The organism is Paraburkholderia sp. BL21I4N1 (assembly GCF_002973525.1).
Lineage (GTDB): Bacteria > Pseudomonadota > Gammaproteobacteria > Burkholderiales > Burkholderiaceae > Paraburkholderia.
This window is the reverse complement of the sequence record NZ_PVEN01000017.1, coordinates 55,731-73,664: the sequence shown is the minus strand read 5'-3', so window position 1 is coordinate 73,664 and position 17,934 is coordinate 55,731. Positions and strand designations below refer to the sequence as shown.

Annotated in this window: 12 protein-coding genes; 4 read left to right on the top strand and 8 right to left on the bottom strand. The window is 63.0% G+C overall.

Annotation, left to right across the window (positions count from 1 at the left end):
* Positions 1-118 precede the first annotated feature (118 nt).
* On the bottom strand, positions 119-1,084 hold the full coding sequence (locus tag B0G83_RS30735) for a tyrosine-protein phosphatase (RefSeq protein ID WP_105511113.1): 966 nt from the start codon (positions 1,082-1,084) through the stop codon (positions 119-121).
* Positions 1,085-1,417: 333 nt separating this feature from the next.
* Between B0G83_RS30735 and B0G83_RS30730 the strand changes: the two genes are divergently transcribed.
* Positions 1,418-2,677 carry an MFS transporter gene (locus tag B0G83_RS30730; RefSeq protein WP_105511112.1) on the top strand — a complete coding sequence of 420 codons (1,260 nt, stop codon included), beginning with the start codon at positions 1,418-1,420 and terminating at the stop codon, positions 2,675-2,677.
* A 17-nt stretch (positions 2,678-2,694) separates the two neighbouring features.
* Positions 2,695-3,960 (top strand): D-amino acid dehydrogenase, encoded by a 1,266-nt coding sequence (locus tag B0G83_RS30725; RefSeq protein WP_105511111.1) that lies wholly within the window; start codon positions 2,695-2,697, stop codon positions 3,958-3,960.
* Positions 3,961-4,134: 174 nt separating this feature from the next.
* On the opposite strand, the gene B0G83_RS30720 is transcribed toward B0G83_RS30725, so the two are convergent.
* The 3 genes from B0G83_RS30720 to B0G83_RS30710 form a co-directional block, all read right to left on the bottom strand.
* Positions 4,135-5,604: a glutamate synthase subunit beta gene (locus tag B0G83_RS30720; RefSeq protein WP_105511110.1), complete on the bottom strand. Its 1,470-nt coding sequence runs from the start codon at positions 5,602-5,604 to the stop codon at positions 4,135-4,137.
* A 147-nt stretch (positions 5,605-5,751) separates the two neighbouring features.
* Positions 5,752-10,455, bottom strand: a complete 4,704-nt coding sequence (locus B0G83_RS30715; protein ID WP_105511109.1) for a glutamate synthase-related protein — start codon at positions 10,453-10,455, stop codon at positions 5,752-5,754.
* Between the two features lie 304 nt (positions 10,456-10,759).
* Positions 10,760-11,467, bottom strand: a complete 708-nt coding sequence (locus B0G83_RS30710) for a transposase (protein ID WP_035554805.1) — start codon at positions 11,465-11,467, stop codon at positions 10,760-10,762.
* A 188-nt stretch (positions 11,468-11,655) separates the two neighbouring features.
* On the opposite strand from B0G83_RS30710, the gene B0G83_RS30705 reads away from it, so the two are divergent.
* Together B0G83_RS30705 and B0G83_RS30700 are read left to right on the top strand one after the other, a co-directional pair.
* Positions 11,656-12,381, top strand: a complete 726-nt coding sequence (locus B0G83_RS30705; protein WP_105511108.1) for an OmpW family protein — start codon at positions 11,656-11,658, stop codon at positions 12,379-12,381.
* A gap of 380 nt (positions 12,382-12,761) precedes the next feature.
* Positions 12,762-13,142, top strand: a complete 381-nt coding sequence (locus B0G83_RS30700; protein ID WP_105511107.1) for a YqjD family protein — start codon at positions 12,762-12,764, stop codon at positions 13,140-13,142.
* Positions 13,143-13,239: 97 nt separating this feature from the next.
* On the opposite strand, the gene B0G83_RS30695 is transcribed toward B0G83_RS30700, so the two are convergent.
* The 4 genes from B0G83_RS30695 to B0G83_RS30680 form a co-directional block, all read right to left on the bottom strand.
* Positions 13,240-14,442 (bottom strand): deoxyguanosinetriphosphate triphosphohydrolase, encoded by a 1,203-nt coding sequence (locus B0G83_RS30695; protein WP_105511106.1) that lies wholly within the window; start codon positions 14,440-14,442, stop codon positions 13,240-13,242.
* 71 nt (positions 14,443-14,513) lie between these two features.
* Positions 14,514-15,599 (bottom strand): 3-dehydroquinate synthase, encoded by a 1,086-nt coding sequence (gene aroB, locus B0G83_RS30690; RefSeq protein ID WP_105511105.1) that lies wholly within the window; start codon positions 15,597-15,599, stop codon positions 14,514-14,516.
* Positions 15,599-16,150 carry a shikimate kinase gene (locus B0G83_RS30685; RefSeq protein WP_035554795.1) on the bottom strand — a complete coding sequence of 184 codons (552 nt, stop codon included), beginning with the start codon at positions 16,148-16,150 and terminating at the stop codon, positions 15,599-15,601. The genes aroB and B0G83_RS30685 overlap by 1 nt, the downstream gene beginning before the upstream one ends.
* 106 nt (positions 16,151-16,256) lie before the next feature.
* Positions 16,257-17,897 carry a type IV pilus secretin PilQ gene (locus B0G83_RS30680; RefSeq protein ID WP_258168387.1) on the bottom strand — a complete coding sequence of 547 codons (1,641 nt, stop codon included), beginning with the start codon at positions 17,895-17,897 and terminating at the stop codon, positions 16,257-16,259.
* Positions 17,898-17,934 lie beyond the last annotated feature (37 nt).

Below are 17,934 nucleotides of genomic sequence, written 5' to 3'. Positions count from 1 at the left end.
GCAACCTCGATGCCGCCCTTTCTCCGTCCGCCCGCTTATCGGGGCGGACTTTTTTTTGCCTGTCGCGTAGTGCGTGTCTCGTCCCGCAGTTCACTGTTCACTGCTCACTGCTCAACGTTCAAGTTATGAGCCGGCTGTGCAGCAGGTCGATCGTCGACTGAGCGAGCCCCAAGCCTTGCGTCAGATAGTTCGTCATCGTGCCGTAGTTCGCCTGCACCTGATCGAAGCCCGCCTGCAGATAACTCTCCTGAACATTCAGAAACGGCGTTTCGACCGTGGCAATAGCGTCGCCATCTTGCGCACGCAGCGTCTCGATCTGCGTCTGGATCGACGGCGCCAGATACACGCTGCTCAGCAGATAGTCCTGCGTGATGACGTCGAGCGGCACATTGGCGATGCTCTGCAGCAGCGCCGCGACCCAGCCGGTGCGATCCTTACCCGCGCTCGAATGAAACAGCTGCGCGCCGGCGCCATCGGCCAGATGCGTCAGCAGTGCGCCGAAACTGGCGCGCTGAGCCGGACCGGTGACATACGCACGCGCCTGCGCTTCCATGAACGCGGTCGCGGCGCCGGCGGAATCGAAAGCGGGAGCGAGGAAGTCTTCCGTGCCGAGCACGTTGAAGGTCTGCACGATCGCGCCGCCCGGCAGAATGTCGGCGGTGCGCGCAATCTCGCCCGGCGTGCGCAGGTCGTAGACCGTGGCGATACCGAGCTTGTCGATCGTGGCGGCGTCGGCGCTGCTGAGCGTCAGCACATTCGCGCGATAGAACGCGCCACGGCGCATCTGTTTGCCGTCGACGGTCGGATAGCCCGCGGCAGCGCCCGCAAGGTCGCGGAAGTTGTCGACCGATGCAAGGTGCGGCGTGGGCGGCTGATCGGCGTCGAGATTGCCGCCGCCGCAAGCGGACAGCAGCGAAGCGCTCAAGCCGGACATCAGCAGCACGCTGGCCGAGCCCTTGAGAAAGGTACGGCGCGACGCGCAATCCGCATCGGATACCGTCCTCGGGCCAGCCCCATTCGCTCGCGACAAGGTCGTGCTCGCGAAGCGGCGCAGTGGCGAGCAGGTTTTTGCGGTGGCGGGCATTAGGCGTGGCTGGCGCGGACGTGAGAGGGTGGGTCGCAGCATAGGCGCTGCCGACGCAGTTTACCGGCGGAGAATAACTTTTGCGTTACAGAGTAGTAGTTGGTAAGGAAACGAGAGGTTGGCTCCGGCGTGCTTGCGGCGGGTCGAGCGCGGCGCATGCGCCGCGAGTCGCTACCTGAAGCGATTTCCCCAATCTTGCGTCTCTTATCGCCTATTACGCCGAAATGCCATTTTTGAGCACAACTGGCCCCGGGACGCCTCATCCCCGTAGAATACGAACACCCCTTTTTCCAGCCGCCCGCAGGCCAAAAGACCTGGAGACCATAACAAAACATGCCTTCTCTCCAATGGTTCACCGAACTGACCCAGCGCGAGCGCCGCACGCTTTACGCCGGTTTCGGCGGCTACGCAGTCGATGCCTTCGACTTCATGATCTACTCGTTCCTCATTCCGACCTTGATCGCGACATGGGGCATGACAAAAAGCGAAGCGGGCATGATCGCCACCAGTTCGTTGATCTCGTCGGCGATAGGCGGCTGGCTGGCCGGCATCCTCGCCGACCGCTACGGCCGCATCCGCGTGCTCCAGTGGACCATCGCCACCTTCGCGCTGTTCACTTTCCTGTCGGGCTTCACGCATTCGTTCTGGCAACTGCTCACCACGCGCACGCTGCAAGGCATTGGCTTCGGCGGTGAGTGGTCGGTCGTGACGATCATGATGGCCGAGACCATCCGCTCGCCACAGCATCGCGCCAAAGCCGTCGGCACCGTGCAAAGCAGTTGGTCGTTCGGCTGGGCGGCCGCGGCGATCATCTACTGGGCATTCTTCGCGCTGCTGCCCGAGCAGGTTGCGTGGCGCGCCTGCTTCTGGATCGGCCTGCTGCCCGCGGCGTGGATCATCTACATTCGCCGCAATGTGAGCGACCCGGAGATCTATCTGGAAACGCGCCGCGCGCGCGACAACGGCTTCGATACATCGCACTTCCTGCAGATCTTCTCCGCGTCGCACCTCAAGACCACGTTGCTCGGCAGCGTGTTGTGCACCGGCATGCTCGGCGGCTATTACGCGATCACCACGTGGCTGCCGACCTATCTGAAAACCGTGCGCCATCTTTCCGTGTTCAACACCAGTGGTTATCTGATCGTTCTGATCGTCGGTTCGTTCACCGGATATATCTTCGGCGCGATTCTTTGCGACAAGATCGGCCGGCGCGCATCGTTCGTGCTGTTCGCGATCGGCTCGTTCGTGCTCGGCATGGTCTACACGATGCTGCCGATCACCGACGGCATCATGCTCGCGCTCGGCTTTCCGCTCGGCATTGTCGTGCAGGGGATTTTCGCGGGCGTGGGGGCGTATCTGTCGGAGCTTTATCCGAATGCGATACGCGGATCGGGGCAAGGCTTCTGCTACAACCTGGGGCGCGGGCTCGGCTCGTTCTTTCCGATACTCGTCGGTACACTGTCGCAAACCATGACGCTGGTGAAGGCAATGGGCATCGTGGCCGGTTCCGGTTATCTGCTGGTGATCGTCGCCGCGCTCTGTCTGCCGGAAACCAAGGGCAAAGTACTCGGCGCGGCTAGCCCCGCCGCCTGATCTCGCAGCACACATTCATGAAAACGATTGTTCTGGGCGGCGGCGTGATCGGCGTGGCCACGGCTTTTTACCTGCGTCAGCAGGGCTGCGACGTCACGCTGATCGAGCGCGAACCGGATGTCGCGCTGTCCACCAGTTTCGGCAATGCCGGCGTGATCGCGCCGGGTTATGTGACGCCGTGGGCCGCGCCCGGCATGCCGACCAAGATCCTCCACTATCTGTTCAAGCCGGCCTCGCCGCTAATCTTCCGGCCGACGTTCGACCCGGCGCAATGGCGCTGGATCGCGCGCTGGCTGCGGGAATGCGATCTCGAACGCTTTCGCGTCAACAAGCAGCGGATGCAGCGGATCGCTTATTACAGCCGCGACTGTCTGCACGAATTCCGCCGGGGGCATCCGTTCGATTACGGGCGTAGTCAGGGCTATCTGCAGTTATTCCGCAGCGAGTACGACGTCGAGCTCGCGCAGCCGGCGCTGACGGTGTTGCGCGACGCGGGCATTGCGCATCGGCAGGTGAGCGCGGCGCAATGCGTCGAGATCGAACCAGGTTTGCGCTGGGCGCGCGAGGCACCGCTTTCGGGTCTCTATCTGCCGGACGACGAAGCGGGCGACTGCGCCCGTTTCACCCGCGAATTGCGCGCGGTGTGCGAGCGCAATGGCGTGCGGTTTCGCTTCGACACGACCATCCAGTCGCTCGACGTGCAAGGCGGTACGGTGCGCGGCGTGCGTGTGGAAAGCGAGCGCGGCAGCGAGATCGTGCCGGCCGATGCGGTGGTCGTGGCGTTGGGCGTGGACAGTGCGGCCTTGCTCGCGCCGCTTGGTGTGAAGGTGCCGCTTTATCCGGTGAAAGGCTATTCGGCGACCTTGCCCATCACCGACGAAGAAAAGGCGCCCCGCGCCGCGCTGATGGACGAATCGCTGAAAACGGCGATCACGCGCTTCGGCAATAACCTGCGCGTGGCCGGCACGGCGGAACTCGGCAACCGCCACGCCACATTACGTGAGCAGGCGTTACAGACGCTGATGAAAGTGCTCAAGGACTGGTTCCCGCACGCGGCGAATCCGACCTCCGCGCACTTCTGGGTCGGCCGCCGGCCGATGACACCCGACGGCGCGCCGCTACTCGGCGCATGCGGCGTGGACAATCTCTGGCTGAACCTTGGACACGGCTCAACGGGCTGGGCGATGTCGATGGGGTCGGGGCGTGTGGTCGCGGATCTGATTGCGCAGCGAGAGCCGGAGATCGATCTCGATGGGCTGACGTTGGCGCGGTATCGCGGATAACAACGCACGGTCGGCAAAAACTAAAAAGCCGGGTCACCCTCACAGGTGCCCGGCTTTGTTTTTTCACGGCTCGACAATCCAGCCTTGTCGTCTCCACCTCTTCCTGCAATGAGTAGCCCGTTTCTACCGCGCCGCAGTGCAATGCGACGCGGCAGCGAAACCAGCCGGAGACGTTTAACGCGGCAGTTCCGAATGCCCCATCAGGAACGCGTCCACCGAACGCGCGCACTGACGGCCTTCGCGGATCGCCCACACCACCAGCGACTGGCCGCGACGCATATCGCCCGCCGTGAACACCTTGTCCACCGACGTGTAATACGCCTTGTCGCCTTCGGTCGCGGCGCGCACGTTGCCGCGCGCGTCCTTGTCGACGCCGAACGCTTCGAGCACCGGCGAGAGCGGCTGCGTGAAGCCCATGGCGAGCAACACCAGATCGGCCTTCATTTCGAATTCCGAGTTCGGCACTTCCTGCATCTTGCCGTCCTTCCATTCGACGCGCGCCGCGATCAGCTTCTCGACCTTGCCGTTCTTGCCTTCGAGGCGCTTGGTCGCAACCGCCCAATCGCGCTCGCAGCCTTCGTCATGCGACGACGACGTGCGCAGCTTGATCGGCCAGTACGGCCACACCAGCGGCTTGTTCTCTTCTTCCGGCGGCTGCGGCAGCAGTTCGAATTGCGTGACGCTTTTCGCACCATGACGATTCGACGTGCCCACGCAGTCCGAGCCCGTATCGCCGCCACCGATCACGACCACATGCTTGGCCTTCGCGAGCAACTGGTTCGCGACCTTGTCGCCGGCATTGACCTTGTTCTGTTGCGGCAGGAATTCCATCGCGTAATGGATGCCTTCCAGTTCGCGGCCCGGCACCGGCAGATCGCGCGGCGTTTCCGAACCGCCGGCAATCACCACCGCGTCGAACTGTTCCTTCAACTCGGCCGGCGTGACGGTTTCCTTGGCCGTGTTGCCGATGTGATCCGGCAGCGAATCCGCGCGGCCGATGAACACGTTGGCGCGGAACGTCACGCCTTCCGCTTCCATCTGACGCATGCGGCGATCGATCAGCCACTTCTCCAGCTTGAAGTCGGGAATGCCGTAACGCAGCAAACCGCCGATCCGGTCGTTCTTTTCGAACACCGTCACATCGTGCCCCGCGCGCGCGAGTTGCTGCGCGACGGCGAGACCCGCGGGGCCGGAACCGACCACGGCGACCTTCTTGCCGGTCTTGTGCTTCGGCGGCAGCGGTGCAACCCACCCTTCGGCCCAAGCCTTGTCGATGATCGCGTGTTCGATCGACTTGATGCCGACCGGGTCGTTGTTGATGCCGAGCGTGCACGCCGCTTCGCAAGGTGCCGGGCAGATGCGGCCCGTGAACTCGGGGAAGTTGTTCGTCGAGTGCAGCACTTCGATCGCGTTCTTCCAGTCCTGATGGAACACCAGGTCGTTGAAGTCCGGGATGATGTTGTTCACCGGGCAGCCGTTGTTGCAGAACGGAATGCCGCAGTCCATGCAACGCGCGCCTTGAATCTTCGCTTCGTCGTCGCTCAGTGCGGCGACGAATTCCTTGTAGTGCTTCACACGCGTGAGCGGAGCTTCGTACGTCTCGTGGCGACGTTCGAACTCGAGAAAACCGGTTGCCTTGCCCATGTGGTTCTCTTCTCTATCTGTATCTAGGGGTGATCTGGACCCGCCGCGGAGCACCGTTCAACGGTGACCGCGCGCGGCGGGTACGGCTTAAGGGTGACGTCCCGCTGGCAACTTGCCAGCGAAGCGGCAGTGCGGCGATGTGGCGGGTTAAGCGGCGAGCACTTCCTTGTTCGCCTTCTTCGCGGCCATTTCGCCCAGCGCGCGCTTGTATTCGGTCGGGAACACCTTCACGAATTGACGGCGCGACGCGTCCCAGTTTTCGAGCAGCGCTTTCGCACGCGGCGAGCCCGTGAACTGGAAGTGACGCTCGATCAATCCCTTCAGCAGCGCTTCGTCGGTCGCGCCGGTGTGCCACAGACCCTTGTCGACCGTGCGTTCCTGTTCGGCCTGTTGCAAGACCGGTTCGAGCGCGACCATCGACTTGTTGCACTTGCCCGCGAACGAGTTGTCCGGATCGAACACATACGAAATGCCGCCCGACATGCCGGCCGCGAAGTTACGGCCCGTTTCACCGAGCACGACCACCGTGCCGCCCGTCATGTATTCGCAACCGTGGTCGCCCGTGCCTTCGACAACCGCCGTCGCGCCCGAGTTACGCACGCAGAAGCGCTCGCCGGCCACGCCGCGGAAGAACGCTTCGCCTTCGATCGCGCCATACATCACCGTGTTGCCGCAAATGATGTTTTCTTCCGACTTGCCACGGAAATCGTTGGTCGGACGAATGATGATGCGCCCGCCCGACAAACCCTTGCCGACGTAGTCGTTGCCGTCGCCGACCAGATCCAGCGTCACGCCCTTCGCGAGGAACGCGCCGAAGCTCTGGCCCGCCGTGCCCTTCAACTGGATGTGAATCGCGTCGTCGGGCAGGCCGTCGTGGCCGTACTTCTTCGCGATCGTGCCGGACAGCATGGCGCCGACCGTACGGTTCACGTTGCGCACCGGCTGGATGAACGAGACGTGCTCGCCCTTTTCGATCGCCGCTTTCGCCTTTTCGATCAACACGTGGTCGAGCGCCTTGTCGAGGCCGTGATCCTGCACGTCGACGTGCTTACGCGCGACATCCGCCGACACTTGCGGCTGATAGAACACGCGCGAGAAGTCGAGACCCTTCGCCTTCCAGTGCTCGATGCCCTTCTTCATGTCGAGCAGTTCGGCGTGACCGATCAGGTCGTCGAACTTGCGGATGCCCAGTTGCGCCATGATTTCACGCGCTTCTTCCGCAACGAAGAAGAAGAAGTTGACGACGTGTTCCGGCTGGCCCTGGAACTTCGCACGCAGCACCGGATCTTGCGTCGCGACGCCGACCGGGCAGGTGTTCAGGTGACACTTGCGCATCATGATGCAGCCTTCGACGACGAGCGGCGCCGTCGCGAAGCCGAATTCATCAGCGCCGAGCAGCGCGCCGATCACCACGTCGCGGCCGGTCTTCATCTGACCGTCGGCCTGCACGCGAATACGGCCGCGCAGCTGGTTCAGCACCAGGGTCTGCTGCGTTTCGGCGAGACCGAGTTCCCACGGCGTGCCCGCGTGCTTGAGCGACGACAGCGGCGAAGCGCCCGTGCCGCCGTCGGTGCCGGCGATCACGACGTGATCCGCCTTGGCCTTCGCGACGCCTGCGGCGACCGTACCGACGCCCGACTCCGACACCAGCTTCACCGAGATGCTGGCCGCCGAATTCGCGTTCTTCAGATCGTGGATCAGTTGCGCCAAATCTTCGATCGAGTAGATGTCATGGTGCGGCGGCGGCGAAATCAGGCCGACGCCCGGCACCGAGTAACGCAGCTTGCCGATGTATTCCGACACCTTGTGGCCCGGCAACTGACCGCCTTCGCCCGGTTTCGCGCCTTGCGCCATCTTGATCTGGATCTGATCGGCCGACGACAGATACTCCGCCGTCACGCCGAAACGGCCCGACGCCACCTGCTTGATCCGCGAGCGCAGCGAATCGCCGTCCTTCAACGGAATGTCGACGATCACTTCTTCGCCGATCACGGACTTCATCGTGTCGCCGTTCTTGATCGGAATGCCGCGCAGTTCGTTGCGATAGCGGTTCGAATCTTCGCCGCCTTCGCCGGTGTTCGACTTGCCGCCAATGCGGTTCATCGCGACCGCCAGCGTGGCGTGCGCTTCCGTGCTGATCGAGCCCAGCGACATCGCGCCCGTCGCGAAACGCTTGACGATGTCCTTCGCCGATTCGACTTCGTCGAGCGGGATCGCCTTGGTCGGGTCGAACTTGAATTCGAACAGGCCGCGGAACGTCATGTGACGCTTGGTCTGATCGTTGATCAGATGCGCGTATTCCTTGTACGTCTGATACGAGTTGCTGCGCGCCGAGTGTTGCAGCTTGGCGATCGCATCCGGCGTCCACATATGTTCTTCGCCGCGCACGCGGTACGCGTATTCGCCGCCGGCGTCGAGCATGTTCGCGAGGATCGGGTTGTCGCCGAACGCGTCGCGATGCAGACGGATCGCTTCTTCCGCGACATCGAACAGACCGATACCGCCCACCTTCGACGAGGTGCCCTTGAAGTACTTCTGCACCAGATCTTCAGCCAGGCCGACCGCTTCGAAAATCTGCGCACCGGTGTACGACATGTAGGTCGAAATGCCCATCTTGGACATGACCTTCATCAGGCCCTTGCCGACTGCCTTGGTGAAGTTGTAGACCGCCTTTTCCGGCGACAGGTCGCCCTTCAGGCCAGCGGCCAACTGGCCCAGCGTTTCCATTGCGAGGTACGGGTGAACGGCTTCCGCGCCGTAGCCCGCGAGCAGCGCGAAGTGGTGCGTTTCACGCGCCGAGCCGGTTTCGACGACCAGACCCGCGCTCGTGCGCAGACCGTGCTGCACGAGGTGCGTGTGGATCGCGGCGGTGGCCAGCAGCGCCGGAATCGCGACGTTGTCGCGGTCGGTCTTGCGGTCCGACACGATCAGCATGTTGTAGCCGGATTTGACCGCGTCGACGGCTTCCGCACAAAGCGAAGCGAGGCGCGCCTCGATGCCTTCCTTGCCCCACGCCACCGGATAGCAGATGTTCAGTTCGTACGAACTGAATTTGCCGCCCGTGTACTGATCGATTTCGCGGATCTTCGCGATGTCCTTGAAGTCGAGCACCGGCTGCGACACTTCGAGACGCATCGGCGGGTTGATGTTGTTCGTGTCCAGCAGGTTCGGCTTCGGACCGACGAACGACACCAGCGACATCACCATGTTTTCGCGGATCGGGTCGATCGGCGGGTTCGTGACCTGCGCGAACAGCTGCTTGAAGTAGTGATAGAGCGTCTTGTTCTTGTTGGACATGACCGCCAGCGGCGAGTCGTTGCCCATCGAGCCGACCGCTTCCTCGCCGGCTTGCGCCATCGGCGCCATCAGGAACTTGAGGTCTTCCTGGGTGTAGCCGAACGCCTGCTGGCGATCCAGCAGCGCAGCGGCTTCGCGGCGTTCCGTCGCGACGTCTTCGGCCTTCGGCTCGATTTCGTCGAGCTTGATCCGCACCGCGTCGATCCAGCTCTTGTACGGCTTGGCGTTCGCGAGGTTGTCCTTCAGCTCCTTGTCGTCGATGATGCGGCCGTGCTCCATGTCGATCAGGAACATCTTGCCCGGCTGCAAACGCCACTTCTTGACGATCTTCGACTCGGGGATCAGCAGCGTGCCCGCTTCCGACGCCATGATGACGAGGTCGTCGTCCGTCACGATGTAGCGCGCCGGACGCAGACCGTTACGGTCGAGCGTCGCGCCGATCTGACGGCCGTCGGTGAAGGCGATCGCGGCGGGGCCGTCCCACGGCTCCATCATCGCGGCGTGATATTCGTAGAATGCGCGGCGGTTGTCGTCCATCAGCGTGTGCTGTTCCCATGCTTCCGGGATCATCATCATCATTGCGTGGACGAGCGGGTAGCCGGCCATCACCAGCAGTTCGAGACAGTTGTCGAACGACGCGGTGTCCGATTGGCCCGGGTAGATCAGCGGCCACAGCTTCGGCAGATCGTCGCCGAGCACGTGCGACGCGATCGCGCCGGTGCGGGCGTTCAGCCAGTTGACGTTGCCCTTCACCGTGTTGATTTCGCCGTTGTGGGCAATCATCCGGTACGGGTGGGCGAGTTCCCAGGCCGGGAACGTGTTGGTCGAAAAACGTTGGTGCACCAGCGCCAGCGCCGAGACGGTGCGCTCGTCCTGCAGATCGCGGTAATACACGCCGACCTGGCCGGCCAGCAGCAGACCCTTGTAGACGATCGTGCGCGCCGAGCACGACGGCACGAAATATTCCTTGCCGTGCTTCAGCTTGAGCGCCTGGATGCGGTGGCTCGCGGTTTTGCGGATCACGTACAGCTTCCGCTCCAGCGCGTCGGTCACCATGATGTCCTTGCCGCGGCCGATGAAGATCTGGCGGATCAACGGCTCGCTCGCCTTGACGGTCGGCGAAATCGGCATGGTGTGGTCGACCGGCACGTCGCGCCAGCCCAGCACGACCTGGCCTTCGGCCTTCACCGTGCGTTCCAGCTCCTGTTCGCACGCCAGGCGCGACGCGTGTTCTTTCGGCAGAAAGACCATGCCGACGCCGTACTCGCCGCTCGGCGGCAGCACCACGCCCTGTTTGGCCATTTCCTCGCGATAGAAGCCGTCCGGGATCTGGATCAGGATGCCCGCGCCGTCGCCCATCAGCGGATCGGCGCCGACGGCGCCCCGGTGGTCGAGGTTTTCGAGAATCTTCAGGCCTTGCTCGATGATCTCGTGGCTTTTCTTGCCCTTGATATGAGCGACGAAGCCGACGCCGCAGGCGTCGTGTTCGTTTTGCGGGTCGTACAGACCTTGCGCGGCGGGAACCGGATGAGTCGGTTGCTGGTGGTCGTTCATGGGGACACCGTCTGTAGGGGGCCGGACAGGCCGTTAAACCATTTTTCTATTGCCGCGGCTCGCAACCGCAACCGCGACGGCGCTTTGAGCGGGACACGCTGAAATGCTACGCGTATCAAAAAGCGCCGGAATTCGGAATATACGCGACGAATCAAAGGAATAGCAAATAAAACGTGATGGTCGATCCCCAATTATCAAGTTGGTGCATTGCGGTGTATTTTTATTGGTGCCACATCAAAATAGTGCAAAAGAAAACGGCATGCGAAGATGCCGTTTCGATACAACCCTTTGCCGCGAAACGCTTTTATTGCTGCTGAGGTGTCTCGCGCACCTTGCGCGGCCGCCCGCGCGGCAGCGGCGACACACGCCGGTTGGCGGCCCGCGCCGCCCATTCGCGGTAGGTATCGCTGCCCAGTACCCAGCCTTTCAGCGTGGCTTGTTGAAGCTGACTGGCCTCGCGTTCGTCGAGCGGCTGCTCGCACAGATCGCGATACGCGCGTTGCCGTTCGAACGGCGTATTGCCGAGTGACCAGTACAGCGGGTGGTCGGTAATCAGGCTGTCGAGCGTCAGGCCGATGTGATGACGGTAGCTCGACCAGCGGTAATCTTCCGGCGCGCTCACCAGTTGCGCGCGTACCGGGCACATTTCGACGACACGGCTCGCCAGCAGAAAGTAACGCTCGCCTTCGATCACCGTGGCGCGGTAACGTCCTTCCCACAACGTGCCGCGACGGGCGTAACGCCGGTTGAAGTGCGCCACGTAGCGGCGCCCCACCGCCTGCATCGCCTTCGGCAGGCTCGACTCCTCGGTCGGCGTGACGAGTAGTTGCACCGCGCCCGGCATCAACGCATAAGCGTGAATCGATAGGTGATGGTCGCGCGAAGCCGCTTTCAAACAGTCGATGAAAAGCTCGTAGTCCTGGTCGTCGACGAACGCGGGCTGCTGATCGAGTCCGCGGAGGATGACGTGCTGCGGCTGGTCAGGGACATAGAGACGTGCAAGCCGTGCCATGCTGGAGTATCCGATAGTCGCGTTGGTACATACCCGAAGGTCCGAAAAGCCGCATGCGCCCTACGGTTCGGCGCGGCGCGGCTGAGCCAGAAACCACGCGGTGCTTAGGGAGAAAGCTCTAACCGCCGCGTATGGTTTGTTTCAAACGTTGTAGTCATAATGAGCGGGCCTTTTCTGGAGGAGCACATATGAAATTAAAACAGGCCGTAACGGGGCTCGCGGCGCTAGCCTGTATGTCAACGGCAGCGCATGCGCAATCGGCCGGCAGCTTTTTCGTCACAACAGGCTGGTTCCATCTTGCGCCTCAATCGAGCAGCGACCCGTTGAGAATCACAAGTCTTGGCGGCAGCCCCACCAACATTACCGAACCCAACACCGGTGCATCGCTGGGTTCCGCCGATACCCTCGGCTTCACCGCCGGCTACTTCGTCACTGATCACATCGCAACCGAATTCGTGATCGGCGTCCCGCCTTCTTTCGACCTGAACGGCACGGGCAGCCTCGAACAATTCGGCAAGCTGGGCCAGGCGAAGCAGTGGAGCCCGACTCTGCTATTCAAGTACTACTTCAACGCGCCGACCGCCACGTTCCGCCCATATCTCGGCGTTGGCGTGAGTCGCATCTGGTTCACCGACCAGAAGATCACCAACGGTGCGTTTGAAGCCAATGTTCTGCATGGTCCGACCAGCGTCAGTACGGATAGTTCGTGGGAGCCAGTGTTTAATGCCGGTTTCACTTACGCGTTCAATCAGCACTGGTTCGCCGGCGTCTCGATCTCGTATCTGCCGCTCAGCACGACCGCCAAGCTGACCACCGCCGCCAACACGCCGGTCGGCACGCTGACGGCCACGTCGCAAACCAAGATCAAGCTGAACCCGATCGTTTCCTACGTCAACATCGGTTACCGTTTCTAACGCTTCGCGAAAATAGGGACGCGTTTAGTTAGGGTAGTCGAATTTTCGTGGCTTGGACAACGCCGTCATCAATCCAATGACGGCGTTTTCCATTTCGCGTGTGCTTCTCGGCCGCACGTTGGCCGCGTGCGCGCTCTTTCCGGGCCGGTGCGAGCGTTTGTAAATTTGACCCGCAATCGCGCCGGCTCGTGCAATATCTGCTGACGAATAGCCGTCGACGAGGCAGTCGTCCGGCGGTATGAACGAGGCTGCACAGTAATCGGGCCGCGCGCGTGCGGTTTGGCACCAAAGTTGCGTCCGCAGGGTGTTTCCCGCGTCGTGACGCGTTGCGCGTTTATGTGACGAGGCGTGGGACCTTTCACCTCATCGACGGAGCGACCATGACAGCACTTCCGAATACGCGAGACGCCCTCGGCGAATCCTGGACCAGCACGAGCCGCCGTGCAAAACGTATTGCACGCCACGGCCGCCACGCGGCCGAAGATATCGCGGGCGAACTACGCACGCTGATGTCCGAACTCGAATCGACTTTGGCCGATGGCACCCAGGCCGACGCCGTGGCACTGCGCGGCAAACTGCGCAAACAGCTGGAAGCCGCGCGCGCACGTTTGAACGACACGCGCGAAGCCGTGCGCGAGCGCGCTGAGGTCGCGATGGCTGATGCCGACGACTACGTGCATGAAAACCCGTGGCAGACGATTGCGATAGTGGGCGGCGTCGCGCTGATAGCCGGGGCGCTGTTCGCGTCGCGCTTGCGGTAACACGCAAGCACGCGGTGGCACGACCGCGGTAGTTTGCCGTGGTTTGCGGTAGGCCGATTGCGGCGCCGGTGCAAGCCGGCGCCGCGCCCTGCCGCGATCAGTTGTCTTCGATCACGAACAGCCGCTGATATTCCTTCAACGCATACCGATCCGTCATCCCCGCGATGTAATGCGCGATCAGCCGGGCTTGTTGCGCCCCGTCCGCCGACAGATAACCCGGTGGCAACAGTCGCGGATCTTCCGTGAACGCGTTGAACAAGCCGATCACGACGCGCCGCGCCTTGTTGGCCATCCGCATCACGCGGTAATGGCGGTACAGGTTCTTGAACAGAAAACGCTTGAGCACCGCAGCCTGCGCGGCGATCGCTTCGCTGTGCGCGACCAGCACGGGCGCGGCACGCACCGCGTCGAGCGACGTCGGCGCGTAACGGGCCAGATTCGTCTTGGTCGTATCGATCAGATCGACGATCAGCGTGTTGATGATGCGCCGCACCGTTTCATGAATCAGCCTGCGTCCTTCGATCTGCGGAAAATCGCGGCGTGCCGCCTCGTAGTGCGTCTGCCATAACGCCACTTCGGCGAGTTGCTCGACCGTGAGCAGGCCGGAACGCAAGCCGTCGTCGACATCGTGGTTGTTGTAAGCGATCTCATCGGCGACGTTGGCGATTTGCGCTTCAATGGATGGCTGACGGCCTTCGAGAAAGCGCTCGCCCAACGCGCCGAGCCGCCGGGCGTTGTCCCGCGAACAGTGCTTGAGAATCCCCTCGCGCGTTTCGAAGCAGAGGTTCAGGCCGTCGAACGCGCCGTAGTGCTCCTCCAGATCGTCGACCACCGCGAGACTTTGCAGATTGTGTTCGAAGCCGCCGTGCTCGCGCATGCATTCGTTCAGCGCGTCCTGACCGGCATGACCAAACGGCGTGTGGCCGAGATCGTGAGCCAGCGAAATCGCCTCGACGAGGTCTTCGTTGACCCGCAGACTGCGCGCGACCGACCGCGCGATCTGCGCCACTTCGAGGCTATGCGTCAGACGCGTGCGAAACAGGTCGCCCTCGTGATTCACGAAGACCTGCGTTTTGTATTCGAGCCGGCGGAACGCCGTGGAGTGGACGATACGGTCGCGGTCGCGCTGAAATTCGGTGCGGGCGCTGGGCGCGGCTTCCGGATAACGGCGACCGCGCGACTGCGACGAATGCGCCGCGTAAGGCGCAAGGTGCGCTTCGAGTGCTTCCTGGGTGAGCACGCCGAACGCCGCCGTGCTTGCCGGGTCGTGCTTTACATCGTCGCTGCGCCTGTCTGCCACCGGGTTCTCCGAAACATAAGCGGCGCCTCGTGACGCGGGTGCGTGATGCTTTGCCCGGCCAGTCGCCGCCTTTAGATCGCGGCGGCCAACGTGGCCTGCACCTCGTCGTCCGGCGCCTGGGTGATCAGCGTCTCACCGAAACGCTTCAGCAGAATGAATTTGATCGTGCCGGCTTCCGCCTTCTTATCGACCTGCATGAGTTCGACGTAGCGAGATTCGCCAAGCGCGGGCGCCCGGGTCGGCAAATGCGCGGCGACGATCACGTCGACCAGGCGTTTGCGCGCGGTTTCGTCGAGATAGCCCATGCGGACGGACAGATCTGCCGCCATCACCATCCCGCAGCCCACCGCCTCGCCGTGCAGCCATTCGCCGTAGCCGAGCCCGGCTTCGATCGCGTGGCCGAAGGTGTGACCGAAATTAAGGATCGCGCGCAATCCGCCTTCACGCTCGTCCTGCGCCACCACCGAAGCCTTGATCTCGCACGAGCGCTTGACCGCCTCGATCAGCGCCGCGGGTTCGCAGGCGTTCAGCGCCTCGACGTTGGCTTCGATCCAGCTGAAGAAACCCGCGTCGGCAATCGCGCCGGTCTTGATCACTTCGGCGACGCCCGCCGCCAGTTCGCGTGCCGGCAGCGTGCGCAATGCGCCGATGTCGGCGATCACGGCTTGCGGCTGGTAGAACGCGCCGATCATGTTCTTGCCAAGCGGATGATTGATGCCGGTCTTGCCGCCCACCGACGAATCCACCTGCGACAACAACGTAGTCGGCACCTGAATGAACGGCACGCCACGCATATAGCAAGCCGCGGCAAAGCCCGTCATATCGCCGATCACACCGCCGCCCAAAGCGATCAGCGTGGTCTTGCGATCGGCGCGCGAGCCGAGCAGCGCGTCGAAAATCAAGTTCAGCGTTTCGAGGTTTTTATAGGCTTCGCCGTCCGGCAAAACGACCGTGGAAACCTGTTTGCCGAGCGGCGCGAGCGCGGTGCGAAGCTTGTCGCCGTAAAGCGGCTCGACGGTGGTGTTCGTGACGATCGTCACCGAACTGCCGGCAATATGCGGCGCGAACAATGCGGTCTGGCCGATCAGATCGGCACCGATATGGATGGGGTAGGCGCGCTCGCCCAGTTCGACATTAACGGTAATCATACGGTCCATTATGACGCAGGATGTTTGGCGACACCGACCATCTCGAGCTGCATCAGAACCATGTTGACGAGGCCGTTGACCGAAGGCCGGCCAGTTTCGATGACGAAATGCGCGCATTCCCGATATAACGGATCGCGCACTTCGTAGAGCGCTTCGAGACGCGCTTTGGGGTCTTCGGTTTGCAGAAGCGGGCGATTCTTGTCGCGCCGGGTGCGCAGCCAAAGGTCGTGCGGGTTGGCTCGCAGGTAAATCACCACGCCGCGATTTTGCAGCGATTCGCGGTTTTCCGGCCGCAGCACCGCGCCGCCACCGGTGGCTAAGACGATATTTTCGCGCCCGGTGAGCTCGGAAATCACGCTCGCCTCCCGCTCGCGAAAGCCCGCTTCGCCCTCCAGTTCGAAGATCACCGGAATGCGCGCGCCCGTGCGCGCTTCGATTTCATGGTCGGAATCGAAGAACGGGCGATCGAGACGGCGCGCAATGGCCCGGCCCACGGTGGTTTTTCCTGCCCCCATGAGCCCTACAAAAAATACATTGGCGTGTGCGTCCCGCGCTTGCAACGGTGTCCTCTGGCTAGTCCGGTGGTGTTCGTGCCGCAGCTTACTGGCAAAGCGGCTGCCTTGTCGAGCCTGCGCGCCGCCGCTGGAGAGCAGCGGCGCCATGCCCCTAATTTATCTGAACGACGCGCGGCGTGATGAAAACCGCCAGTTCGCTGCGCTGGTCGCGATGTGCCCGATGGCGAAAAAGCGCCCCCAAAAAGGGTATTTTGCCCAGGAGCGGAACCCGAGTCACATCGTCCCGGTCGTCGGTGGCGTAAATTCCGCCGATCGACACCGTACCACCATCCTCGACTTCGACCCGCGTTTGCACGTGTTTGGTGTTGATCGCGGGACCGGCGTCGGTCTGTTCGCCGACGCTGTCTTTGGCGACGTCGAGGTCCAGCACGACCCGGCCGTCAGGCATGATTTGCGGTTCGACCTCGAGTTTGAGCGTGGCGCGACGGAACTGCACGCCAGATACGCCCTGCCCCACCTTCGCCTGGTAAGGCAACTCGGTGCCCTGCTCGACCACTGCCTTCATCCGGTCGGCCGTGACGACCCGCGGACTGGAGACGATTTCCCCACGACCCTCAGCCTCCAGCGCGCTCAGCTCGATATTCAGTAGCCGCGTCGCGGCGGCCGCGAACAACGTCAGGCCGGCGGTCGCGGCGTCGAAACCGGCAATGGGCCGCGCCGACAGATCATAAACCGCGCCGTCCTTGCCGCCGGTCAGGCCGCGCGCCGAACCGTCTTCGCTAGTGGCCGCCATCGAGAGCCGCACGCCGAGATTCCGCGAGAACCCATGTTCGCCCTCGACGATCCGCGCTTCGATCAACACCTGGCGGGTGGGCCGGTCGACGGAACCGAGCAGCGCCGCGATCTGCGCGAGGCGAGCCTCGAGGTCAGTCACGAACAGCAGGTTGGTGCGCGGATCGGCGGTGGCGGCGCCGCGTTTGGACAGCACGCGCTGATTGCCGGAACCGGTCAGCAGGCGGCGGACGTCTTCGGCGCGCGCGTAGTGCAACTGGAACGTACGGCTGGCGAGTGGTTCGAGATCGGCGCTGCGGGCATGCGCTTCGAAGCGCTGCCGTTCGCGCGCAGCCAGATCGGCCTGCGGCGCGACCCAGATCACGTTGCCGTGGCGCTCCATTGCGAGGCCGTTGACGTCGAGCAAGGTGTCGAACGCCGTGCGCCACGGCACCTTGTCGAGCCGCAACGAGACGGCGCCACGCACTCGTTCGCTCGCGACGATGTTCAGGCCGGTGAACTGCGCGAACGCGTTGAGCACGGCGCCGAGTTCGGCACGCTGGAAGTTCAGCGAGATCGCTTTGTCGTCGGCTGCGAGATTGGCGTCGGCGGCGGTTTTTGGTGCGCTGCCGAGGCGCGGGAGCGGCGGTAGCGGTGTGGGTGGGCCTTCGAGTGCGGAGGTGGCCGCGACGTCACGGGTCGGGGTTGAGATTTGCGTGGGCGGAGAGGAGCCGTCGGCCGTGATCTCGGCGCTGGCAGCGGATGCGCCAGCCGCACTGGACGCAGACGCCTTCGACACATCCGTCGTCTCCGCCGAATCGTCACGAAACGGGTTCGGCACTTCGACGGCAATCTCACGTGGCAACGCGACCGCATCGTCCCGCAACATGTGGTCCGGTAGCGGCGGCAACGGCGGCGTCGAAGCCCGTGCGATACCGACGCTCAACACCGAACCGACGACCAGCCCGAGACACACACGACGCGCGTGCCGCAAACACCACGCGTTCGGTGAGCGAGACACGCAAGCCACGCGAAATACACGAGCCAAGCGAGCCCCA